Source organism: Variovorax soli, from assembly GCF_031454625.1.
Classification (GTDB): Bacteria; Pseudomonadota; Gammaproteobacteria; order Burkholderiales; family Burkholderiaceae_C; genus Variovorax; species Variovorax soli_A.
Window position 1 is genome coordinate 38,515 of record NZ_JAVDRF010000016.1, and the last position, 21,832, is coordinate 60,346.

Here is a 21,832-nt window from a genome sequence, read left to right on the forward strand (position 1 = left end):
TGACGAGCCATCCGGGATGGGGCTCTATGGGGACGTCGAAGCAGGGCAGGTCCAATCGACAGTGACCTTGTAAGATTTTGCAACGGCGATGGCTTGGGCCTGGTCAGCGTCCGATCTGCCGGAGCAGCCCCGGCACTTCCCCCGCCAGCTCGCGCGCCAGAAAGCCCAGCGGCCCCACGCGCCGGCCGAGTCGCTGGCCTGCCGTCGCGTGGGCCACCACCGCCCACGCCGCCGCCTGCTCGGGCGGCATGCCGCGCGCCGCGAAGCCGCCCATCAGCCCGGCGAGCACGTCCCCGGAGCCGGAGGTGGCGAGCCCCGGCGTACTGCCATGAAAACGCCAGGCGCGGCCCTGCGGTGTTGCGATCACCGTGCTCGCCCCCTTGAGGACCACGCACGCCCTCCAACGCATGGCGGCTTCGCACGCCACGTGCAGTGCCTCCTTCGTGATCAGCGACTTGGGCAGGGCGCACAGCGTCGCCATTTCGCCTGCGTGCGGCGTCAGCAGCACGGGCTGATCGAAGCTTTCCTCGGCCGCCACCGACATCGCGATCGAATCCAGCACCACGGTGCACGCTCGAAAAAGCGGCAGCAGCCGGCGCACGAAGGCCACGCTGGCGCGCTCGTCGCACAGCCCCGGCCCGACCACCACGGCGCCCACCTGCGCAGCCAGGGGAGCGAGGGCCTCGCAGCCCCGTGCCGCCAGGCCGCCGCCGCGCGTCTCGGGCAGTGCAATGACGCGTGACTCGGGCGTCGCGAGCGCCAACCCGGGTGCGATGCACGCAGGGCTGGCGATGGTGAGCTTGCCCGCGCCCGCCCGCAGCGCCGCGGTGCCGGCGAGCAGCGCGGCGCCGGGAGTTTCGCTGCTCCCCGCGATCACGAGCACCCGTCCGCGCACCTCCTTGTCGGCATCGGCGCCGGGGTCGGGCAGCGGCCAGCGCGCCAGCGATGCTCGGGTCAGGGCGGCGGCACGCGGAAAGGCCATGGCACCGGCAGCAGGACTTCAGGGTTTGGGGGCTGCCGGCTGGTCTGGCGCGCGGGTCACCGGCGTGGCGGCTTCGCGCAGGGGCGCGAGGAAGTTCACCAGGTCGAGCTGGAGCACCTCGTCCTCGTCGCCGCTGCGCTGCGCGCGGTAAGAGGTGATGGCGCAGTTGGGCACGTCACGCTGCCGGTCGATCTCGAGGATCTGCTGCTCGTCCATGCGCTCGAGCAGATAGCGCAGGCAATTGACGATCACCTGGTGCCCCACCACCAGCACACGCTGGCCCGCGTACTCGCGCGTGACCATTTCCAGGAGGCTTCGCAGGCGCAGGATGACGTCGCACCAGCTCTCGCCGCCCGGGGGGCGGAAGTAGAACTTGCCCACATGCAGGCGCTGCTCGTCGAGCTCGGGATGCTTCTGGCGAATGCCCAGCTTGGTCAGCCGATCCAGGATGCCGAATTCCTTCTCCCGCAGGCGCTCATCCATGCGCAGCTTGATCCTGCTGCCCACCAGGCCGCCGTGCTCGACCACGAGCTCCGCCGTGGCACGCGCGCGCACATAGGGGGAGGAGAGGATCACCTCGGGCTTCTCTTCCTCGGACAGCCGGGCGAACCAGTCGCCGAGCGCGATCGCCTGCTCGATGCCCAGCTCGGACAGCGGCACGTCGATGTCGCGCCATGCCAGCTCGATCAGCGGAAGCCCGCCGGCCTCGGCCGCATCGCGCGCGACATTGCCGGCGCTTTGGCCGTGGCGCACGATCCAGAGGGTTTGGGGCCAGTTGGGTTGCATGGGCGAGCGCCATGGTAGGAGGCCCCCGCCGCCTGGCCCGTAGGCAAAGACCTATTTCGCCCGATGCGCGCGGAACACCCTCACGCGTAGTCGGCCACCGGCACGCAGCTGCAGAACAGGTTGCGGTCGCCGTACACGTTGTCGACGCGGCCCACCGGCGGCCAGTACTTGGCGTCCTTGACCGAGGCGATGGGGAAGGCGCCGAGCTCGCGCGAATAGGGCCGGGGCCATTCGCTGGCCAGCAGGCTGTCGGCCGTGTGCGGTGCGTTCTTCAGCGGGTTGTCCTCGCGCGGCCAGATGCCTTCCTCGATGCGGCGGATCTCGCCGCGGATGGCGATCATCGCGTCGACGAAGCGGTCCAGCTCGGCCAGCGGCTCGCTCTCGGTCGGCTCGACCATGAGGGTGCCGGGCACCGGGAAGCTCAGCGTCGGCGCGTGGAAGCCGTAGTCGATCAGCCGCTTGGCCACGTCTTCCGCCGTGACGCCGCTGGTGTCCTTGAGCGGACGCAGGTCCAGGATGCACTCGTGCGCCACGTGTCCATTCGGGCTGGCGTAGAGCGTGGGGTAGTGCTCCTTGAGCCGGGCGCTGATGTAGTTGGCGCTCAGGATCGCGGTTTCGGTCGCGGCCTGCAGGCCATCCGCGCCCATCATGCGGCAGTACATCCAGCTGATCGGCAGCACCGCCGCGTTGCCCAGCGGCGCAGCCGACACGGCACCGACGCCGTTCGACGGAAGGCCGCCGCTCACGTGGCCGGGCAGGTAGGGCACCAGGTCCTCCACGACGCATACCGGCCCCACGCCCGGGCCGCCGCCGCCGTGCGGGATGCAGAAGGTCTTGTGCAGGTTGAGATGGCTCACGTCGCCGCCGAACTCGCCGGGCGCAGCCACGCCGACCAGGGCGTTCATGTTGGCGCCGTCCACGTACACGCGGCCGCCGTGCGCATGCACGATCTCGCACAGCTCCTTGACGCGGGTCTCGAACACGCCGTGCGTGCTGGGGTAGGTGATCATCACCGCGGCGAGGTCGTCCCGATGCTTCTCGCAGGCGCGCGTGAGGTCGTCCATGTCGACGTTGCCTTGCGCGTCGCAGGCGGTCACCACCACCTTCATGCCGACCATCTGCGCGCTCGCGGGGTTGGTTCCGTGGGCGGAGGAGGGGATCAGGCACACGTTGCGGTGCCCGTGGCCCTGGGCCTCGTGGTAGGCCTTGATGGCGAGCAGGCCCGCGTACTCGCCCTGCGAGCCGGCGTTGGGCTGCAGGCTGATGCCCGCGTAGCCGGTGGCCTCGCACAGCCAGGCGCGCAGCTGCGCGTCGAGCTCGGCGTAGCCCTGCAGCTGCTCGGCCGGCGCGAAGGGATGGATGTCCGCGAACTCGGGCCAGGTGATCGGGATCATTTCGCTGGTCGCGTTCAGCTTCATGGTGCAGCTGCCCAGCGGAATCATGCTGCGGTCCAGCGCCAGGTCCTTGTCGGCGAGGCTGCGGATGTAGCGCAGCATCGCGGTCTCGCTCTTGTGCGTGTTGAACACCGGGTGCGCGAGGAAGTCGCTGCTGCGGCGCAGGTCCAGCGGGATGCGCGATGCGACCGCGGTCGAGAGCTCCTCGAAGCGCGGCATCGGCGTGCCCGCGGGCACGAAGAGGGCCCACAAGGTCTCGATGTCGGCCCGCGTGCTGGTCTCGTCCAGCGAGATGCCCAGGTGCTGCTGCAGGCCCTGGCGCAGGTTGAACGAGGCGGCCTGCGCCCGCTCCAGGATCTTCGGCGTGTCCTCGCCGGTCAGCACGGTGAGCGTGTCGAAGGCGGTGGCATTGGCCAGCTCGCGGCCCATCTGCTCCAGGCCCTGCGCCAGGATGGCGGTGAGGGCGGCCACCCGTTGCGCGATGCGCGTCAGCCCTTCAGGCCCGTGGTAGACCGCGTACATGCTCGCGACCACCGCCGGCAGCACCTGCGCCGTGCAGATGTTGGAGGTGGCCTTCTCGCGGCGGATGTGCTGCTCGCGCGTCTGCAACGCCAGCCGATAGGCCGGGCGGCCCTGCGTGTCGACGCTGACGCCCACCAGCCGGCCCGGCAGCGAGCGCTTGAATTCGTCGCGGCAGGCCAGGTAGGCCGCATGCGGGCCACCGTTGCACAAGGGCATGCCGAAGCGCTGCGTCGTGCCGCAGACGATGTCGGCGTCCCATTCGCCGGGCGGCGCGAGCAGCGTCAGTGCCAGCAGGTCGGCCGCCACGCAGAACGCGGCATCGCAGGCGTGGGCATGGCCGGCCAGCGGACGCAGATCGTGCACGTGGCCGGTGGTGGCCGGGTACTGCGCCAGCGCACCGAAGAAATCGCCGCTGGCCATCAGGTGCGGCAGGGTCTCGGAGACGGTGCTGACCTTGACCTCGATGCCCAGGGGGGCGGCGCGCGTCTTGATCACCTCGATGGTCTGCGGATGGCAGTCGCCCGAGACCAGGAACACGTTGCTCTTGCTCTTGACGCTGCGGCGCGCCAGCGTCATCGCCTCGGCCGCGGCGGTGGCCTCGTCGAGCATGGAGGCGTTGGCGATCGCCATGCCCGTCAGGTCGCAGACCATGGTCTGGAAATTGAGCAGCGCCTCCATGCGGCCCTGCGAAATCTCGGCCTGGTAGGGCGTATAGGCCGTGTACCAGGCCGGGTTCTCCAGCACGTTGCGCAGGATCACGCCGGGCGTGTGGGTGCCGTAGTAGCCCTGGCCGATGAAGTTCCTCGCCACCTTGTTCTTCGCCGCGATGGCGCGCAACTCGGCCAGTGCGCCGGCTTCGGTCACCGGCGCGGGCAGGCGCATCGGATGGCTGCGGCGGATGGCCGGCGGCACGATGCCGTCGATCAGCTCGGCGCGCGTCCTGGAGCCGACGGCGGCGAGCATGCGCGCCTCGTCATCGGCCTCGATGCCGATGTGGCGGGCGATGAATTCGCCGGCGTTCTCGAGATCGGCAAGGGTGGGCAGGGAGGGCAGGGAGGACTTCGGCATGGGGTCCGCTTTCAGTTCTCTTCGGCGAACTTGTCGTAGGTGGTCTTGTCGAGCAGGGCGTCGAGTTGTGCGGGCTCGGTGATCTTCATCTTGAAGAACCAGCCTTCGCCTTCGGGCGCGCTGTTGGCCAGCGAAGGGTCGGCACGCAGCGCCTCGTTGACCTCGGTGATCTCGCCGCTGACCGGCATGAACACGTCCGCCGCGGCCTTGACCGACTCCACGACGCCGGCCACCTCGCCCTGGGCATAGCCCTGGCCGACCTGCGGCAGGTCGACGAAGACCACATCGCCAAGTGCGTCCTGCGCATGCAGCGTGATGCCGACGATGGCGTTGTCGCCCTCGGCGTTCACCCACTCGTGGTCCTTGGTGTATTTGATGGTCATGGAATGGCTCCTGGGGAAGGGAAAGGAAAGAAGAAAGAGTCGAGTCCTAGCCGCGGTAGTAGCGGGCGGGCACGAAGGGAAGGGTACTGACCTCCATCGGCACCGGCTTGCCGCGCACGATGGCCTGCAGGCGAGTGCCCGGCTCGGCGTAGGCGAGGGCGACATAGCCCATCGCGACCGGCCGGTCGACCGTGGGTCCCAGGAGGCCGCTGGTCACCTGGCCGATGGGCGCGCCTTCGAAGGACTGCAGCAGCGTGCCGTCGCGAACCGGGACGCGCTCCAGCGCCACCAGCCCGACGCGCTTGCGCTTGAGCGTCTCGTGATCGAGATGGCCGGCCGCGCCGCCGTCGGCCGTGAGCTGCGCCAGCACCCGGGCCGCACCGGGAAAGCCGCCCTCGCGCGCACCGCCGCTGCGCCGCACCTTCTGGATGGCCCAGTTGAGCGAGGCTTCGACGGGGGTGGTCGTGGTGTCGATGTCGTTGCCGTAGAGGCAGAGGCCGGCTTCGAGGCGCAGCGAATTGCGGGCCCCCAGGCCGACGGGCTGCACCTCGGGCTGTGCGAGCAGCAGCCGGGCCAGGGCCTCGGCGTCCTGCGCGGCGACCGAGATCTCGAAGCCGTCCTCGCCGGTATAGCCGCTGCGCGTCGCGAAGGCTGCGATGCCGCCGATCTGCACGGCGCCACCGGTCATGAAGACGAAGCGCTCGATGCCGGGCGCCAGGCGCGCCAGCACGGTCGCGGCCAGCGGGCCCTGCAGCGCGAGCAGGGCGTGGCCGGGCAGGGGCTGCACCTGGCAGCGCTGGCCGATGCTGGCCTGGATATGCGCGAGATCGCCGGCCTTGCAGGCGCCGTTGACGATCACGAAGATCGAACCGCCACCTTCGTTGAAGAACATCAGGTCGTCGAGGATGCCGCCCTCGTCGTTCAGCAGCAGGCCGTAGCGCTGCTTGCCGGGCGCAAGGCCGATCACATCGACCGGCATCAGGGTCTCGAAGGCGGCAGCCGCTTCGGGCCCGACCAGCCGCAACTGGCCCATGTGCGAGATGTCGAAGAGACCCGCGGCCGTGCGTGTGTGCCTGTGCTCGGCCATCAGGCCGGCGGGGTACTGCACCGGCATCGAATAGCCCGCGAAGGGCACCATGCGGGCGCCGAGTTCCACATGCAGGTCGTACAGCGGGGTCTTTTGCAGATCGTCGGAAGCGGAGGCCAAGGCACTCTCCATCAGGGGCAGTCCAGATCCATGGCGGCGATGCCATGGGCCACCCCTGCTGTCCGCTTTACCTGAGAGATTCGCCCCACGATCGGGGTTTGCTCCTTCGGTGGACGGGCCGCTGCACAGAAGCAAAGCGCCGTCTCTCTCCAGCAAGGAAACGCCCGGAAAAAAAGGGCGCCTCGTCAGTCCTTTTGCCTGAGCGTTCGGACCCGGTCTTCGTGGGGGCCTGCGCCTTCGGCGGCCCCGCGCTGCGAGGCTCTCTCCTGACCGGGTCGAGTGTAAGGGAAAGCGCCGTGCCCGGAACTAGGACCGCTCCAGCCGCAGCCGCCGCAGCAGGAATTTCTCCCACAGCTTGTCCGAGAGGAATTGAAGGGAGCGCCGGATGTGCTCGCGCGCGTTGCGGGCATCGTAGGGCGAGCGGATGTCGGCTCCCGCCTGGCGCGCGCGCAGGCTCAGCATGTGTTCGGAGAGGCAGCAGCGCGCCTTCATGCGCAGGTCCTCGAAGTTCTCGGGGCCCAGCGGATTGGCCTTGTGCCATTCGTGATCCCATTTGAAGCGTCGCTTCTTCTGGCGGCCCTCGCCGCCTTCGCTGATCAGCCAGGCGGAGACGAAATCGACATACGCTGCGCCCACGTGGTCGCGGAACACGCCCCGGCCGGGCTCGAACTGCTCGTTCACGAGCGAATCGAGCAGCGCGTTGCCGGGCGAGAGCGTGCCCAGCCGATGGCGCAGCGTGTTGTTCATCGCGAAGCAGTAGGTCGAGACCCATTCGAGGAGCGGCCCCATGGGGGTCATGGTCGAGCGCGGGAAGTCGTTGATCTCGCCGAACAGCCAAGGGCCCGGATGCAGCGCGAGCTTGCGGATCTCGCCGCCGAAGTGCTCGACCCGGCGCTCGCTCCAGGCGTGGTTGAGGGCCACCGTGTCGTTCGAGAAGATCCAGACGTCGGGATGCTCGCCACGCGCGAGAAGGGTGTCGATGCCGGTGTCCCAGCCGGAGAATTCTCGGTTGCTGTTGTCGCCGGGGACGACCAGACCCTGGTCGGATGGGGTGCCGGCCGCGCTTTGGGCGGGCGCGGCGCCGGCGTTGTCGACAATCACGCTCGAGAAGCGGTCGCCCGCCTGGCCCAGGCGGATTCGCAGCTTGTCCAGCACCTGGAGCGAACGCTCGCGGTACTGGTCGCCGAATTCCAAGTGAACGAAACCGTAGCTTGTCATTGCCTTCAGGGGAGAGAAGAAAAGAGAAGCGGCGGGTTTTCGCCCATGCGTTCCTCGCCGGTTGCGGCCGCACGAAGATGTTACCGCCGGAAAGCGGAAACGGCGACGCACGCCGCGAGAGGCGGCCGCAACCCTCAGAGCCTAATCAAGAAAGAGGGGTGCCGCGTGTCAGCCAAGACCCCGTACCGGAGCCCATGCTGTAACCCTTGTTTTCAGAGGGCCCGCTGCATGACACAGTGGTGCAACCCGAAGGCTCACGCGGCCCTGCATGAACTACTTCGCATAAACCAGGTCGCGCAACCCCAGCGAGATGCCCGGCACGTAGGTGATGACCATCAGGCAGGCCAGGATCACGAGCACGAAGGGCAGCAGGTGCGTGACGATGCGGTCCAGCGAGATGCGGGCGACGGTGCAAGCCGCGAACAGGTTCACGCCGAAAGGCGGCGTGATCATCCCCAGCGCGAGGTTCACCACCATCACGAGGCCGAAGTGCACCGGGTCGATGCCGAAGTGCTGCGCCACCGGCGCGAGGATCGGCGCCAGCACGATGATGGCCGCACTGGTCTCGATGAACATGCCGATGATGAACAGCGCCGCATTCACGCCCAGCAGGAACATGGACGGCGATTTCAGCACGCTCTCGAGCCAGTGGCCGATGGCCTCGGGCACGCCGGCGCGCGTGATCAGGAAGGCGAACAGGCCCGCATTGGCGATGATGAACATGATGACCGAGGAAGAGATCACCGACTTGCGCAGCACCGCATAGAGCTGCGGCAGCTTGATCTCGCGGTAGATCAGGGTGCCCACGATGAGCGCGTAGAGCACGGCCACCGCGGAGGCCTCGGTCGGCGTGAAGATGCCGCCGTAGATGCCGCCGAGGATGATCACCGGCATCAGGAGCGCCCAGCCCGCGCGCCAGGTGGCGATGCCCACGCGCAAGCGGCCGTCGCCGTCGTTCTTGCCCAGTCCCTTCCACTTGCAGTAGAGATAGACGAAGGCCATCAGCGCGAGGCTGATCAGGATGCCCGGGCCGAAGCCGGCGATGAACAGTTCGCCGATGGACACCTCGGCGCTCACGCCGTAGAGGATCATCGGGATCGAGGGCGGGATGATCACGCCCAGTTCCGCGCTGGTGGCCTGCAGCGCGGCTGCGTAGCTGGTGGGGTAGCCGTGCTTGATGAGCGCCGGGATCAGGATGGCGCCGATGGCGAAGGTGGTCGCCACCGACGAGCCCGACACCGCGGCGAAGATCATGCAGGTGAGCACGCAGGTCATGGGCAGGCCCCCCTGCACGCCACCCACCAGGCTCTTCGCGAATTCCACCAGCCGGCGCGAAATGCCGCCGGTCTCCATCAGGTTGCCGGCAAGGATGAAGAAGGGGATGGCCGCGAGCGGAAACTTGTTGATCGCATTGAACATCTCCTTGACGGAGATCAGCATGTTGGCGTTCGAGGCCTGGATGCCGACCACCGAAGCCAGGCCGATCGAGACCGCGACGGAGATGGTGAGTGCGAAGCACACCACCATCGTGGTGACCATCATCGGGGTCATAGGGTCCTCACGCTTTCGGCGTTCATTGCGCGGTCTCCAGTTCCTGCCGCTGCGGATCGATCAGGTTGCCGATGATGCCGATGATGCTGAAGAGCCCGCCCACCGGCATCGCCACGTAGGCCCAGAACATCGAGACCGATTCGAGCCCCGCCATCGACTGCACGCCGCCGCGCTTCGCATAGTCCCAGCCCCACCAGACGATGACGGCGATCAGCGTCAGTGCCGCCAGGCACACCATCCAGTCGAGCAGGCGCCGCATCTTCGGCGGGCTCCAGCGGTACAGCACGTCCACGCTGACCATCGCGCCTTGCCGGAAGGCGGTGGGGATGCCCATGAACACCATCCAGATCAGGCTGACGCGGATCAGGATCTCCGACCATTCGGCCGGCTGCTCGAGCACGAAGCGGGTGACGATCTGGAACACGCCGAGCGCCGAAGCGATGACGAGCATGAGGCAGGCGACGGCCATGGACAGCGAATTGGTCCAGTGGTCGAGCCGGAGGAAGGCGGATTTCATGAACGAGGAAGCGAAGGTCGATAAAAAACGCCCGCCAGCCGGTGCTGCGCGGGCGTGCGCCGGGGCTTACCGCGGCAACAGGCTCACTGGAAGTTCCGGATCTTGTCGATGTTGGCCTTGCCGAACTGCTTTTCGAACTCGGCGTTGACCGGTGCGAGCGCGCTGACGAACTTGGCCTTGTCCACGTTCTCGATCACGGTCATGCCCTGGGCGCGCAGTTCCTTCACGCCGTTGGCGTCATCCTGGTCGACGCGGTCGCGGTTGGCCTTCACAGCCACCTTTGCGGCTTCGAGAAAAGCGGTCTTGTCGGCCGCGCTGAGCTTGTCGAAGGCCGCCTTGTTCATCAGGAAGATGCAGGGGGAGTAGACATGGCCGGTCAGCGAGAGATGCTTCTGCACCTGCGAGAACTTGGCCGACATGATCACCGACAGCGGGTTCTCCTGGCCGTCGACGGTGCCCTGCTGGAGCGCCGTGAACACTTCCGGGAAGGCCATTGGCGTGGTGATGATGCCCAGGCCCTTGTAGGCCGCGATGTGCACCGGGTTCTCCATGGTGCGCATCTTCAGGCCCTTGAGGTCTTCCGGCGCCTTGACGTCGCGCTTGCTGTTGGTCATGTGGCGGAAGCCGTTCTCGCCCCAGGCCAGGGCCTTGAAGCCCTTGGCGTCGAACTTGGTCAGCAGGTCCTGGCCGATCGGGCCGTCGAGCACCGCGCGCGCATGGGCCTTGTCGCGGAACAGGAAGGGCACGTCGAGGATCTTGGTCTCGGGCACGAAGTTGGGCACCGGGCCCGTGGAGGAGAAGGCCAGCTCCTGGGTGCCGAGCTGCACCGCCTCGATCGACTCGCGCTCGCCGCCGAGCGAGCCGTTGTAGAAGGTCTCGATCTTGTAGCGGCCGTTGGTGCGCGCAGCCACTTCCTTGGCGAAGGTGTCGATGGCCACGCCCTGGTGCGAGTTCTGCGCGGTCGAGATGCTGATCTTCATCGCCGTCTGCGCAAAGGCCGCGCAGGCCATGCCGAGGCCAAGGACCAGGCCTGCGGCCAGTCGGTTCAACTTCATGAAAGAGTCTCCTGTCGATGTGGACGTTTTTTCCAAACGTATGACTATGCATCAAGCGGGCGCCGCACAGCGTCCGGGCTTTCACGGACGTAGCCGCACAGCAAGGGCGCGTTGCGCCTCCGGCTTCGTGCCAGGCGGCCGCTCGGCGGGCGGTCATGGTGCAATGCATGCCCAGACCACCTCGAGCGCCCATGAACCTGCGATTCGTCGAAGCCTTCCACTGGGCCGTGGCCCTCAAGAGCGTCACCCGGGCCGCCGAAAAGCTGCACCTCACCCAGTCGGCCCTGTCCAGCCGCATCGCCGCCCTGGAACGCGAGCTGGGCGTGCTGCTGCTGGATCGGCGCGACAAGCAGTTCCGCCTCACCGTTGCCGGCCAGCGCTTCCATGACTTCGCGCAGCGCCTGCTGGAAATGCAGATGCACATCAAGGCCGAGATGGGGTCGGGCGCGGTGCGCTCGACGGTGCTGCGCGTCGGCGCCATCGAGTCGGTGGTGCACAGCTGGCTCACGGGCTGGCTCAAGCACATGCAGGCGACCTATCCCGATTTCGAACTGGAGCTCACGGTCGAGACGACGCCGGTGCTGGTCGACCAGCTCCAGCGCGGCAAGCAGGACCTCGTCTTCGCCGCACTGCCCGCCGCCGGCGACGGCGTGCGGACGCGCGCGGTGCCGCCGATGCCGATGTGCTTCGTGGGCCACCGCGAGCTGCATCTGCGGCGGCGCTACCGCCTGCCGGACCTGCTGGCGCTGGACCTGCTCACCTTCCAGCGCGGCTCTCAGCCGCACGTGGCGCTGCTCGCGCTGTTCCGCGAGGCGGGCGGTCCCGCGCCGCGCGTGCATGCCATTTCCTCGATCTCGGCGATGGCCCAGCTGGTCGAGGCGGGCTTCGGCGTCGCGACCCTCCCGCGCGCGGTGGTCGAGCCGCTGGCACGGCGCCTGCCGCTGCGGGTGCTGCCTTGCGAGGATGCGCTGGAGCCACTGCCCATCTACGCGAGCTACCGGGACGATCCCTCTTCGCCGCTGCTCGAGGCGGCGCTCGGCTCCGCCGTGGTGCATGCCTCGCACGGTTCGAGGTCATCGAAAAAATCGATGGACTGAGCGAGAAACTTTGCGTTGGCGTTCGCGAGGACGGATTCCCACAATCCGATCCATCACCTCACGGACGCCTTCATGTCGACGCTTCAAGCCCCCTTTCGCACCCCTGACGCGGCGAGCAGCGCGCGCGACGTGCGCCTCGCCGCCCGCAGCGCGACGCTGCAATCGCACACCGGCGGCCTGGCGAGCGCGCATGTCCAGGGCAACCTGGTCATCCTGCCCGAGTCCCACGCGGCGGACTTCCTGCGCTACTGCCAGGCCAATCCCAAGCCCTGTCCGCTGCTGGGCGTGTCGCAGCCGGGCGAACCGGCCTTGCCGATGCTGGGCGAGGACATCGACATCCGCAGCGACCTGCCGCGCTACCGCGTGTGGCGCGACGGCGTACTGGCCGACGAGCCCGGCGATGTGCGCGCGCTCTGGCGCGAGGACCTGGTGAGCTTCGTCATCGGCTGCTCCTTCACCTTCGAGCATGCGTTGATGGGCGAGGGCATCGTGCTGCGGCATGTCGCGCAGCAGCGCAACGTCGCGATGTACCGCACGAACATCGCCACCGTGCCGGCCGGCGCTTTCCGCGGCCCGATGGTGTGCTCGATGCGCCCGCTGCGCGCCGCCGATGCCATTCGTGCGGTCCAGATCACTTCGCGCTTTCCGGCGGTGCACGGTGCGCCCGTGCACCTGGGCGACCCGGCATTGATCGGCATACGCGCGATCGCGCAGCCCGACTACGGAGACCCGGTGGAGGTGATGCTCGACGAGCTGCCGGTGTTCTGGGCCTGCGGTGTCACGCCCCAGGCGGCGTTGGCCGAGGCGCGGCTGCCGTTTGCCATCACCCATGCGCCGGGCTCGATGCTGGTGACCGACCTGTTGCACCACCGTCTGGCCTGCTTCTAGCCATTTTTCGGTTCCGAGATTCAAACAAGGAGACAAGCACATGAGTACCCTGGACCCCGTCCACCGTGGCGCGGACGCCGCTGCCGGCGGCAGCTGGCTGACGACGCTCGACCGCAACGAGAAGCGCACGCTGGCCGCATCCTTCAGCGGCTACGCCGTCGACGCCTTCGACTACTACACGCTTCCGCTGGTCACGCCCATCCTGCTCACGCTCTGGGGCATGAGCAAGACCGAGGTCGGCTTCATCGGCACCGCCACGCTGGTGGCCTCCGCACTGGGCGGCTGGCTGGCCGGCATCCTGGCCGACCGCTATGGCCGCGTGCGCGTCCTGCAGCTCACCATCCTCGTGTTCGCGATCTTCACCTTCGCGTGCGGGCTGGCGCAGACGCCCGGTCAGCTGTTGATCGCGCGCACGCTGCAGGGGCTGGGCTTCGGCGGCGAATGGGCGGTGGGCTCGGTGCTGATTGCCGAGATGATCCGGCCCGCCTACCGCGGCAAGGCGGTGGGCCTGGTGCAGAGCAGCTGGGCCGTGGGCTGGGGTGCTGCGGTGCTGGTGTCGATGGCGCTGTTCTCCTTCCTGCCGCCGGAGTTCTCGTGGCGCGCCATGTTCCTGCTGGGCCTGCTGCCGGCGGTACTCATCGTCTTCATCCGCCGCTCGATCCGCGAGCCGGAGATCTATGTGCAGACCCGCGCCGCCGTCGCCCGCGGCGAGCGCAGCGGCAACTTCCTCGCGATCTTCAAGCCGGGCATCCTGGGCACCACGGTGCTGGCGAGCCTGCTGTTCACGGGCATGCAGGGCGGCTACTACGCCATCGGCGTGTGGCTGCCGACCTTCCTGAAGAACGAGCGCCACCTGACGGTGCTCGGCTCGGGCGGCTACCAGTTCATGTTCATCGTCGGCGCCTTCATAGGCTACCTGTGCGGCGCGTACCTGTCTGACCGCCTCGGGCGCCGGCTCGCCTTCATCCTGTTCGCGATCGGTGCCGGCACGCTGGTGTACGCCTACACGCTGCTGCCGATCACCGACGGCGTGATGCTGGTGCTGGGCTTCCCGCTGGGCTTCTTCATGTCGGGCATCTTCAGCGGCGCGGGCGCCTTCCTCGCCGAGCTGTTCCCCAACGAGCTGCGCGGATCGGGGCAGGGCTTTTGCTACAACTTCGGGCGCGGCATCGGCGCCACCTTCCCGGCAGTGGTCGGCGTGCTGAGCGATCGGATGCACCTCTCGCTGGGCACGTCGATCGGTGTGTGCGCGGCGGTGGCGTACGCGATCGTCGTCGTCGTCGCGCTGTGCCTGCCCGAGACGCGGGGACGCGACTTGCACCAGAACTGAAGCTCGGAAGCGAAAGAACACAGCCTCAGCTGAACACATCCTCAGCGGAACACATCCTCAGCATTTCCATCGAGCACATGAACAGCAATTCCTTCACCCCCTCCCGCTGGCAGTTCTGGATCGACCGCGGCGGCACTTTCACCGACCTCGTCGGCCGCGACCCGGACGGCGGCCTGCACACCCTCAAGCTGCTGTCGGAGAACCCCGAGCAGTACCGCGACGCAGCCGTGGAGGGCATTCGCCGGCTGCTGGGCCTGGCGGCCGGCGAGCTGGTCACGCCGCAGCGCGTCGAGTGCGTGAAGATGGGCACCACGGTGGCCACCAACGCGCTGCTGGAGCGCAAGGGCGAGCGCACCGTGCTGGTCACCACCGGCGGCTTCCGCGATGCGCTGCGCATCGCCACCCAGGCCCGGCCGCGGCTCTTCGACCGCCGCATCGTGCTGCCCGAGCTGCTCTACGAGCGGGCGATCGAGGCCGACGAGCGCGTGGCAGCCGATGGCGAGGTGATCCGGCCGCTGGACGAGCCCCGCCTGCGCGCCGCACTGCAGGAGGCCTTCGATGCCGGCCTGCGCGCCTGCGCCATCGTCTTCATGCACGGCTGGCAGCACCGTGCGCACGAGCTGGCCGCCGAGCGCATCGCGCGCGAGGCGGGCTTCACGCAGGTGTCGGTCTCGCACAAGACCAGCCCGCTGATGAAGCTGGTGCCGCGCGGCGACACCACGGTGGTCGACGCCTACCTGAGCCCGATCCTGCGGCGCTACGTGGACCAGGTCGCGCAGCAGATGCCCGGTGTGCCGCTGTTCTTCATGCAGAGCTCGGGCGGCCTGACGCAGGCGCAGCGCTTCCAGGGCAAGGACGCGATCCTCTCCGGGCCGGCCGGTGGCATCGTCGGCATGGTGCGCACCGCGCTGGAGGCCGGCCATCCGCGCGTGATCGGCTTCGACATGGGCGGCACCTCGACCGACGTGTCGCACTACGCCGGCGAGTTCGAGCGCTCCTTCGAGACGCACGTGGCCGGCGTGCGCATGCGCGCGCCGATGATGAGCATCCATACGGTGGCCGCGGGCGGCGGCTCGGTGATCGCCTTCGATGGCGCGCGGCTGCGCGTCGGGCCCGAGTCGGCGGGTGCCAATCCGGGCCCGGCCAGCTACCGGCGCGGCGGGCCCCTGACCACCACCGACGCCAACGTGCTGCTCGGCAGGATCCAGCCGGCGTATTTCCCGAAGGTCTTCGGCCCCGGTGCCGATGAGCCCCTGGACCTCGAAGCGGCGCGTCGCGGCTTCGTCGCCATGGCCCGGCGCATGAACGAAGCCGCGGGCCGCGCCATGCGCGCCGCCACGCCGGCCGAAGGCGCTGGCTCCGCAGCCGAGGGCGAAGCATCTCCCATGACGCCAGAAGAGGTCGCAAGCGGCGCGCTGCGCATCGCGGTGGCCAGCATGGCCAATGCAGTCAAGCGCATCTCGGTGGCGCGCGGCTATGACGTCACGCAGTACACGCTGGAATGCTTCGGCGGCGCGGGCGGCCAGCATGCCTGCCTGGTGGCCGATGCCCTGGGCATGCAGCGCGTGTACCTGCATCCCTTCGCCGGTGTGTTGTCTGCGTTCGGCATGGGCCTGGCGGACCAGCTGGCGATGCGCGAGCGGGCGCTGGAGCGCCGGCTCGATGCCGACGGGCTCGCTGTGGCCCGCGGCACGGCCCGCGCCCTGGCCGACGAGGCCATCACCGAGCTGCACGCCCAGGGCGCGGCCGGCGCGGGCATCGGAGCGGTTCATCGCCTGCAGCTGCGCTACGAGGGCACCGACACCGCGCTGCCCTGCACCCTGCCCATGGAGGCGCCGGAGGGCGAGGCGCTGGATGCGCTGCGCGGCGAATTCGAGGCCGCGTACCGTCGCCGTTTCGCCTTCCTGATGCCCGAGCGCGCGCTGGTGATCGAGGCGGTGACGGTCGAGGCCACGGCCGCCGGCGAGCGTGCCGCACCGCCCTCGGAGGCCGGCGAAGCCATCGTGCACGCGCCGCAGCCGCATGCCGCGGTCCGCGTCTTCTGCGAGGCCGACGAGCAGCCGGCCGGCTGGCGCGATGCGGCGCTGCATCTCGAAAGCGAGCTGCGCCCCGGCGCCGCGATCGACGGCCCGGCCATCCTCGCCGGCCGCAACGCCACCACCGTGGTCGAGCCGGGCTGGCAGGCGCGCGCGACCGCGGCCGGCGTGGAGCTGCACCGCGTGCGTCCGCGCGTGGCCGCGCAGGCCGTGGGCACGCGTGCCGACCCGGTGATGCTGGAGGTGTTCAACAACCTCTTCATGAACATCGCCGAGCAGATGGGCCTGCGGCTGCAGAACACGGCCTACTCGGTGAACATCAAGGAGCGCCTGGACTTCTCGTGTGCGCTGTTCGACGTCGACGGCCGGCTGATCGCCAACGCGCCGCACATGCCGGTGCACCTGGGCTCGATGAGCGAGTCGATCCGCACCGTCATCGACGGCAATCCGGGCATGAAGCCGGGCGACGTCTACATGCTCAACGACCCCTACCACGGCGGCACGCACCTGCCCGACATCACGGTCGTCACGCCGGTGTACCTGGCGGGCGGGGACGCGAATCCATCCTTCTACGTGGCCTCGCGCGGACACCACGCGGATGTGGGCGGGATCACCCCGGGCTCGATGCCGCCTTTTTCGACGACCATCGACGAGGAGGGCGTGCTGATCGACAACTTCAAGCTGGTCGAGCAGGGCCGGCTGCGCGAGGCCGAGCTGCGCGCGCTGCTGGGCAGCGGACCGCACCCCTCGCGCAACATCGAGCAGAACCTCGCCGACCTGCGCGCGCAGATCGCCGCCAACGAGAAGGGCGTGCAGGAGCTGCAGGCGATGGTGGCGCAGTTCGGGCGCGACACCGTGGCCGCCTACATGGGCCATGTGCAGGACAACGCCGAGGAGTCGGTGCGGCGCGCCATCACCGCGCTGAAGGACGGCGAGTACACCTTGCCGTTGGACAACGGCGCGCAGATCCGCGTGCGGGTGCAGGTCGACGCCGATGCGCGCGCCGCCACCGTCGACTTCAGCGGCACCAGCGCGCAGCTGCCCAACAACTTCAACGCGCCCAGGGCCATCACCATGGCCGCCGTGCTCTACGTGTTCCGGACGCTGGTGGACGACGACATTCCCCTCAACGCCGGCTGCCTGAAGCCCATCCGCGTGATCGTGCCGGAGGGCTGCATGCTCAATCCCACGGCGCCGGCGGCGGTGGTGGCGGGCAATGTCGAGACTTCGAGCTGCGTGACCAACGCGCTCTACGGCGCGCTGGGCGTGCTGGCGGCCAGTCAGTGCACGATGAACAACTTCACCTTCGGCGACGGCGATCACCAGTACTACGAGACCATCTCCGGCGGCTCGGGTGCCGGGCCGGGCTTCGACGGAACGAGCGTGGTGCAGACCCACATGACCAACTCGCGGCTCACCGATCCGGAGGTGCTGGAGTTCCGCTATCCCGTGCGGCTGGAGAGCTACGAGATCCGCGCCGGCTCGGGTGGAGCAGGGCGCTGGCGCGGTGGTGACGGCGGCGTGCGGCGCATTCGCTTCCTGGCGCCGATGACCGCTTCGATTCTGAGCAACGGCCGTACGCACGGAGCGTTCGGCGGCGCCGGTGGCGAGAGCGGGGCGGTGGGGATCAACCGCGTCGAGCGGGCCGACGGTGCGGTCGAGACGCTGGGGCACATCGGCCAGGTGCAGATGCGGCGCGGCGATGTGTTCGTGATCGAGACGCCGGGGGGCGGCGGCTGGGGCGTCGCATGCCGCGCCGCAAAGGCATGTGCGCTCGACTGACCGTCGGTCGAGCACAAGGGACAGGGGACCACCTTTCCAGGTAGTATCCAGGCGCGTCAAGGCGCACGATTTTCAGCCTTGAATCCAGGGCTCGACGAGACGCCGTTGCTGTCGTCGCCGTCGTCCGTGGACTGCAACGCTTCGACGATCGGCGCCCAGATCGGGGCGACGTAGGAAGTCGGAAAGCGATGCGCCGGCAAGCGCCAGGAGAACCAAGATCACCAACACCTGGAACTCACGCGTCGGGCCGGGATCGGCATCGAGCTTCCTGGCAGCTTTCCGCAACCGGTCATTCGCCCGACACGCAGAGGCGGTGCCACTGCGCCACCCGCTGCCCGCAGTAGTTCGCGACGACGCGGCGCACCAGTTCGGTGTGGTCGGAGATGTCCCAGCGCCTGTCCATCCATTCCAGGGCCTCGTAGAGGTCGTCCGATTCGCCGGCGATGTCGTACCTGTCCAGCAAGGCGGCGGTGAGTTCGAGGTTGGAGCGGTCGTCGCCGCTCGCCGCTTCGCGGCGCAGGGCAGCGAATCGCGCGGTATCCGGCGAGGTGGACACGGCGCTCCCCTTTTCCACCGGATGGACCGGATCCTTCATCGCCGCTTGGACGTGCCCGATCGGGCTGTACCAGGCGAACGCCAGAAGAATGCAGGCGATCAGCGTGACCACATAGCCAGCAGGCGTTCGCTTGGCAGTCGTCGTGAGGCTTTGAATGGCGCGGTCGAACATCGGCAACCTTTCTTCGGGAGTTCCTTGGCGCTTGCAAGCATAGGGAGTCGTCCCCGGCAGCGCCTCATCCGAAGCGATGACGAACCAGGCTCATGAAAGGGAAATCGATATGGTCGGCTTGGAAGGAGTGACGGCCCAGCAGCTTTCCGACGTGATCGGCGCGATCTACGACTGCGCCCTCGACCCCGAACGATGGCCCGCCACCTGCCGCACCATCGCCGACCGCTGCGCCAGCACGGGAGGCGGTATCTGCGTGCATGACCTCAAGCAGGTGCAGAACGACCAGTTGTTCGTGTTCGGCTACCAGCCGGAATTCCTCGAGAAGCTGGGAAGCCGGTTCGCCGAAAGCCCGATGGCCGCCTCGGACATCATCTCGAATGTGGGCGACGTCAACTCGCTTGCGGCGGTGCCCCAGCAATTGCTCGAAAGCCGCTTCTACCGCGAAGTGATGGAGCCTTTCGGGCTGACGGACATGATCTGGTTTCCGGCGTTGCGGACCGGCGGGCGGATGGCGTCGCTGCATGCGTCCCGCAACGACAAGAAGCCCTACTACCAGCTGCATGACGTGCACTTGTTCAAGCTGCTGTCTCCGCACGTCTGCCGCGCGCTCGCGATTTCCGATGCGCTCGACATCCGCGCGCTCCGGTCGGAGCTGCTCGAGAAGACGCTGGACGGACTCTCCGCCGGCGTCTTCCTCACGGCGCGCGACGGCCACGTCGTCTACATGAACGCAGCGGCCGAGCGGCAGGTCAGAGCCGGCCATTCGATCCGCCTCGCTCACAACCGGCTGTCCGCGGTCGATCCCGCGGCTCGCGCTGCACTCGCGGAAAAAATCGAGGCCGCGACATCCGCAGATGCCGCATCACTTTCGAGTGAGCACTCGGTGGCAATTCCGGATGGCCGTGGCGGCGGCTACGTCGCCACCCTGTTGCCGATCGAGAACGGTGAGCGCAGCGGAATCCTTGCACCCTTCGCCGCATCGGTCGCCGTGTTCATGCAGGACCCGGTCGAGGTCCCGCTCATGCCGGGCGAAGCCTTTGCGCGGCTGCATGGCCTGACGGGCGGCGAACTGCGCGTTCTGCTGGCGCTCTCGCAAGGGCTCGACGGCATGAAGTCGGCAGGGATGCTCGGCATCAGCGAGCCTACCGTTCGCACGCACCTGCAGCGCATCTTCTCCAAGACTGGGACCTCCAGGCAGTCCGATCTTCTGAACATGCTGCATCGCTCCACCCCGCCTGTTCGCAACGAGAATCGCGTGCTTTGAAGCAGTCGACGCTTGCGGCGCCCGTCCCGATGCGAGCGGGGCGCAGGCAGGCAACGTTCGCCAGCATGGCCGACTCGTCGCGCCATGTCTGCGACCGCGATGACAGCGAAGCCCCTCCACCAAGGCGGCAGCAGTTGCGTCCTCATTGCTTCCGATGACGCTTCGGCAACGGTGATCGCCTAAGCTCCCAGCGCATGCGAGTCTTGCCATCCATGCGCCACGAAGGAGCCGACCATGCTTGCCAATCCGGATCTCATCGACTGTGCGGACCCACGGGAAATCACGGTCCCGCGTGGAGGCATGGTTCGCCTGGACAACGTGCAGGGCATGAGCCTGCGGGTCATGCGTGGAATGGTGTGGGTCACGCAAGATGGTTGCCGCGACGACGTCAGTCTCAATGCGGGCGAGTCCTTCTGTGTCGCGCGCAGCGGCCGGACGCTGGTGGTGGCATGCCAATACGCTCCGTTGACGCTGGTGATGCTCGAGCCGTCCGTCGCCACGGCGCCGAAACTGGGTGAGCGCCTGCGCCGGCTGGTCGTACGCATGAAGGCGAGCCAGCGCGAGCACCGGCCACTGCCCGTTCGACCGTAGCCCTCCAGACGGGCATTCGGCGCTGTTGATGCGCGAATGCTTGGGCCTTCCCTCATCCTCCGTTCAGAGGACGTCACAAACGGGGCAAATGCGTACCCTGCATCCAGCGCGAAGGGTGCTCAGGGGAAAGTTCGCCAAGCCGGCGTTTCGCGTGCAGGAGCTTGTCATGTTCACTCGAGTATTTCGCCCCATGGTGTTCGCAGGCTTGGTGATCGTGATTTCCGCGTGTCAGCCGCAGAGATCGTCCATTGGCGCGGGAAATGTGGACACTCTGGCCGGACGCGTCGGGCAGACGGAAGCGAGCTCGATCGCAGCGCGCTCCGCCGCCTACTTCGGCGACATGTTCTCGAGAGAGGAAGAGGCACTGGCCTCCAAGCCTCCAGAGTTGAACTCACCTACCTTCTGAGGCCCGCGGCGGGTCCATGCCGAAAGACGGGCCCCCGGTCATCCTGAAGATGCATAGGGCGACCCCCTGGTTGCCCAAGCACGGCGCAGGTGTGCCAGTCGAGCCCTCGGCGGTCATGCGTGCACCAGGATGTTGACCAGCTTGCCGAACGGGTCCCGAACAAAAAACCGGCGGACACCCCAAGGTTCGTCAGCAGGGCCGTATTCGATGCTGAACCCGGCAGCCGTCATCCGCCGCAGCGCTTCGTCCACGTCATCCACTTCGATCGACAGGTCCGGCACCGGTGTCCCTTTGCCACCCTCCGTGGCAAAGCTCACCTGGACGGTCGCCTTGGCTTGACAGCCATAGGTCTGAATCCAGCCATGATCCATCAAGATTTCCAGGCCAAGAACGTCCTGATAGAACGTCCTGGCCCGGCTGAGGTCGAGCGCCTCGACGTTGGCAACTATTCGTTTGACTTGCATGTTTGAGCTCCTGCGCCGGCGTGGCCATTCCGCTTGCGGCCGGTCAGCATCGCGCCGGGCAGGTTTTCGCGCCACCGCCAGCTCATCGCGCCGACGCCGAGCAGATGCAGGGCCACCGCGGCGAGCAAACCATCGGCCAGCCAGGCATGGATGTTCTGCACGCGCTCGTCACCCCAGAATGCGTCGAGGCGGCTCATCCATCCCGTGAGCGCGAGCAGCAGCACGAGCAGCCAGAGCAGCCACACCATCCACCGGCCGAGCGGATCGTGCTCGATGCAGCGTGGCGCACGGGCGCGAAGAAAGGCGAGCGTGGCGGACACCGACGGCTTGAGGGACGCGAGGCTGCCATGTCCTCTCGCCAGCGTCGCAGCCCACAGCAACCGCGCGACGACCGCGCCGGCGGCCACGTAGCCCGCGGTGCGATGCACCTGGCCGCCGTCGTCCTGGATCCAACAGAAGATCACCAGGCCCGCGAGCAACCAGTGCAGCAGACGCACAGCCACATCCCACACGGGGACGCTGCCACGGGGTGCCGGCGCCTCGCCGTCGGGCACCGACATGGAG

The 21,832-nt window shown here is 68.1% G+C and carries 19 protein-coding genes and 2 riboswitches; of the genes, 7 read left to right on the top strand and 12 right to left on the bottom strand.

The window, feature by feature from the left end; genetic code table 11:
* Positions 1-103: 103 nt before the first annotated feature.
* The 9 genes from J2739_RS25595 to J2739_RS25635 form a co-directional block, all read right to left on the bottom strand.
* Positions 104-982 carry an NAD(P)H-hydrate dehydratase gene (locus J2739_RS25595; protein WP_309906959.1) on the bottom strand — a complete coding sequence of 293 codons (879 nt, stop codon included), beginning with the start codon at positions 980-982 and terminating at the stop codon, positions 104-106.
* Positions 983-1,000: 18 nt separating this feature from the next.
* Positions 1,001-1,768 carry a histidine phosphatase family protein gene (locus tag J2739_RS25600; protein ID WP_309906961.1) on the bottom strand — a complete coding sequence of 256 codons (768 nt, stop codon included), beginning with the start codon at positions 1,766-1,768 and terminating at the stop codon, positions 1,001-1,003.
* An 80-nt stretch (positions 1,769-1,848) separates the two neighbouring features.
* Positions 1,849-4,752, bottom strand: coding sequence for an aminomethyl-transferring glycine dehydrogenase (gene gcvP, locus J2739_RS25605; protein WP_309906963.1), 2,904 nt, complete (start codon positions 4,750-4,752; stop codon positions 1,849-1,851).
* Positions 4,753-4,763: 11 nt separating this feature from the next.
* Positions 4,764-5,135 carry a glycine cleavage system protein GcvH gene (gene gcvH, locus J2739_RS25610; protein WP_309906965.1) on the bottom strand — a complete coding sequence of 124 codons (372 nt, stop codon included), beginning with the start codon at positions 5,133-5,135 and terminating at the stop codon, positions 4,764-4,766.
* A 46-nt stretch (positions 5,136-5,181) separates the two neighbouring features.
* Positions 5,182-6,354: a glycine cleavage system aminomethyltransferase GcvT gene (gene gcvT, locus J2739_RS25615; RefSeq protein ID WP_309906967.1), complete on the bottom strand. Its 1,173-nt coding sequence runs from the start codon at positions 6,352-6,354 to the stop codon at positions 5,182-5,184.
* A gap of 36 nt (positions 6,355-6,390) precedes the next feature.
* A riboswitch (glycine riboswitch) is annotated at positions 6,391-6,505 on the bottom strand.
* 17 nt (positions 6,506-6,522) lie between these two features.
* A riboswitch (glycine riboswitch) is annotated at positions 6,523-6,621 on the bottom strand.
* Between the two features lie 27 nt (positions 6,622-6,648).
* The gene (locus tag J2739_RS25620; protein ID WP_309906969.1) at positions 6,649-7,560 is read right to left on the bottom strand and encodes a hypothetical protein; all 912 of its coding nucleotides are present in this window, start codon (positions 7,558-7,560) and stop codon (positions 6,649-6,651) included.
* Positions 7,561-7,833: 273 nt separating this feature from the next.
* The gene (locus J2739_RS25625; protein WP_309906971.1) at positions 7,834-9,111 is read right to left on the bottom strand and encodes a TRAP transporter large permease; all 1,278 of its coding nucleotides are present in this window, start codon (positions 9,109-9,111) and stop codon (positions 7,834-7,836) included.
* Between the two features lie 22 nt (positions 9,112-9,133).
* A complete protein-coding gene (locus tag J2739_RS25630; RefSeq protein WP_309906973.1) occupies positions 9,134-9,628 on the bottom strand; it encodes a TRAP transporter small permease in 495 nt (164 codons plus the stop codon).
* Positions 9,629-9,711: 83 nt separating this feature from the next.
* Positions 9,712-10,683 carry a TRAP transporter substrate-binding protein gene (locus tag J2739_RS25635; protein ID WP_309906975.1) on the bottom strand — a complete coding sequence of 324 codons (972 nt, stop codon included), beginning with the start codon at positions 10,681-10,683 and terminating at the stop codon, positions 9,712-9,714.
* A gap of 191 nt (positions 10,684-10,874) precedes the next feature.
* Between J2739_RS25635 and J2739_RS25640 the strand changes: the two genes are divergently transcribed.
* The 4 genes from J2739_RS25640 to J2739_RS25655 all read left to right on the top strand — a co-directional run bounded on the left by J2739_RS25640 (position 10,875) and on the right by J2739_RS25655 (position 17,816).
* Entirely contained in the window at positions 10,875-11,780 is a 906-nt protein-coding gene (locus J2739_RS25640; protein WP_309906977.1) for a LysR family transcriptional regulator, read from the top strand.
* Positions 11,781-11,852: 72 nt separating this feature from the next.
* Positions 11,853-12,668, top strand: coding sequence for a putative hydro-lyase (locus J2739_RS25645; protein ID WP_309906979.1), 816 nt, complete (start codon positions 11,853-11,855; stop codon positions 12,666-12,668).
* A gap of 40 nt (positions 12,669-12,708) precedes the next feature.
* Positions 12,709-13,998: an MFS transporter gene (locus tag J2739_RS25650; RefSeq protein WP_309906981.1), complete on the top strand. Its 1,290-nt coding sequence runs from the start codon at positions 12,709-12,711 to the stop codon at positions 13,996-13,998.
* A 77-nt stretch (positions 13,999-14,075) separates the two neighbouring features.
* Positions 14,076-17,816, top strand: coding sequence for a hydantoinase B/oxoprolinase family protein (locus J2739_RS25655; protein ID WP_309906983.1), 3,741 nt, complete (start codon positions 14,076-14,078; stop codon positions 17,814-17,816).
* 289 nt (positions 17,817-18,105) lie between these two features.
* On the opposite strand, the gene J2739_RS25660 is transcribed toward J2739_RS25655, so the two are convergent.
* Complete coding sequence (locus tag J2739_RS25660) at positions 18,106-18,543, bottom strand: hypothetical protein (protein ID WP_309906985.1); 438 nt, start codon at positions 18,541-18,543, stop codon at positions 18,106-18,108.
* Positions 18,544-18,619: 76 nt separating this feature from the next.
* Between J2739_RS25660 and J2739_RS25665 the strand changes: the two genes are divergently transcribed.
* The 3 genes from J2739_RS25665 (at position 18,620) to J2739_RS25675 (ending at position 20,804) form a co-directional block, all read left to right on the top strand.
* Positions 18,620-19,807: a helix-turn-helix transcriptional regulator gene (locus tag J2739_RS25665; RefSeq protein ID WP_309906986.1), complete on the top strand. Its 1,188-nt coding sequence runs from the start codon at positions 18,620-18,622 to the stop codon at positions 19,805-19,807.
* 234 nt (positions 19,808-20,041) lie between these two features.
* Positions 20,042-20,398: a DUF2917 domain-containing protein gene (locus J2739_RS25670; protein WP_309906989.1), complete on the top strand. Its 357-nt coding sequence runs from the start codon at positions 20,042-20,044 to the stop codon at positions 20,396-20,398.
* A gap of 88 nt (positions 20,399-20,486) precedes the next feature.
* Positions 20,487-20,804, top strand: coding sequence for a hypothetical protein (locus J2739_RS25675; RefSeq protein ID WP_309906991.1), 318 nt, complete (start codon positions 20,487-20,489; stop codon positions 20,802-20,804).
* A 113-nt stretch (positions 20,805-20,917) separates the two neighbouring features.
* Here J2739_RS25675 and J2739_RS25680 read toward each other — a convergent pair whose 3' ends face one another.
* On the bottom strand, positions 20,918-21,268 hold the full coding sequence (locus tag J2739_RS25680) for a glyoxalase superfamily protein (protein WP_309906992.1): 351 nt from the start codon (positions 21,266-21,268) through the stop codon (positions 20,918-20,920).
* Positions 21,250-21,828, bottom strand: coding sequence for a cytochrome b/b6 domain-containing protein (locus tag J2739_RS25685; RefSeq protein WP_309906994.1), 579 nt, complete (start codon positions 21,826-21,828; stop codon positions 21,250-21,252). Before J2739_RS25685 ends, J2739_RS25680 begins: the two co-directional genes overlap by 19 nt.
* Positions 21,829-21,832 lie beyond the last annotated feature (4 nt).

Bases quoted from the DNA above. Each gene is read 5' to 3' on its own strand.
- J2739_RS25595 (WP_309906959.1), bottom strand. From the start codon at position 982: ATGGCCTTTCCGCGTGCCGCCGCCCTGACCCGAGCATCGCTGGCGCGC.
- J2739_RS25600 (WP_309906961.1), bottom strand. From the start codon at position 1,768: ATGCAACCCAACTGGCCCCAAACCCTCTGGATCGTGCGCCACGGCCAA.
- gcvP (WP_309906963.1), bottom strand. From the start codon at position 4,752: ATGCCGAAGTCCTCCCTGCCCTCCCTGCCCACCCTTGCCGATCTCGAG.
- gcvH (WP_309906965.1), bottom strand. From the start codon at position 5,135: ATGACCATCAAATACACCAAGGACCACGAGTGGGTGAACGCCGAGGGC.
- gcvT (WP_309906967.1), bottom strand. From the start codon at position 6,354: ATGGAGAGTGCCTTGGCCTCCGCTTCCGACGATCTGCAAAAGACCCCG.
- J2739_RS25620 (WP_309906969.1), bottom strand. From the start codon at position 7,560: ATGACAAGCTACGGTTTCGTTCACTTGGAATTCGGCGACCAGTACCGC.
- J2739_RS25625 (WP_309906971.1), bottom strand. From the start codon at position 9,111: ATGACCCCGATGATGGTCACCACGATGGTGGTGTGCTTCGCACTCACC.
- J2739_RS25630 (WP_309906973.1), bottom strand. From the start codon at position 9,628: ATGAAATCCGCCTTCCTCCGGCTCGACCACTGGACCAATTCGCTGTCC.
- J2739_RS25635 (WP_309906975.1), bottom strand. From the start codon at position 10,683: ATGAAGTTGAACCGACTGGCCGCAGGCCTGGTCCTTGGCCTCGGCATG.
- J2739_RS25640 (WP_309906977.1), top strand. From the start codon at position 10,875: ATGAACCTGCGATTCGTCGAAGCCTTCCACTGGGCCGTGGCCCTCAAG.
- J2739_RS25645 (WP_309906979.1), top strand. From the start codon at position 11,853: ATGTCGACGCTTCAAGCCCCCTTTCGCACCCCTGACGCGGCGAGCAGC.
- J2739_RS25650 (WP_309906981.1), top strand. From the start codon at position 12,709: ATGAGTACCCTGGACCCCGTCCACCGTGGCGCGGACGCCGCTGCCGGC.
- J2739_RS25655 (WP_309906983.1), top strand. From the start codon at position 14,076: ATGAACAGCAATTCCTTCACCCCCTCCCGCTGGCAGTTCTGGATCGAC.
- J2739_RS25660 (WP_309906985.1), bottom strand. From the start codon at position 18,543: ATGTTCGACCGCGCCATTCAAAGCCTCACGACGACTGCCAAGCGAACG.
- J2739_RS25665 (WP_309906986.1), top strand. From the start codon at position 18,620: ATGACGAACCAGGCTCATGAAAGGGAAATCGATATGGTCGGCTTGGAA.
- J2739_RS25670 (WP_309906989.1), top strand. From the start codon at position 20,042: ATGCTTGCCAATCCGGATCTCATCGACTGTGCGGACCCACGGGAAATC.
- J2739_RS25675 (WP_309906991.1), top strand. From the start codon at position 20,487: ATGCGTACCCTGCATCCAGCGCGAAGGGTGCTCAGGGGAAAGTTCGCC.
- J2739_RS25680 (WP_309906992.1), bottom strand. From the start codon at position 21,268: ATGCAAGTCAAACGAATAGTTGCCAACGTCGAGGCGCTCGACCTCAGC.
- J2739_RS25685 (WP_309906994.1), bottom strand. From the start codon at position 21,828: ATGTCGGTGCCCGACGGCGAGGCGCCGGCACCCCGTGGCAGCGTCCCC.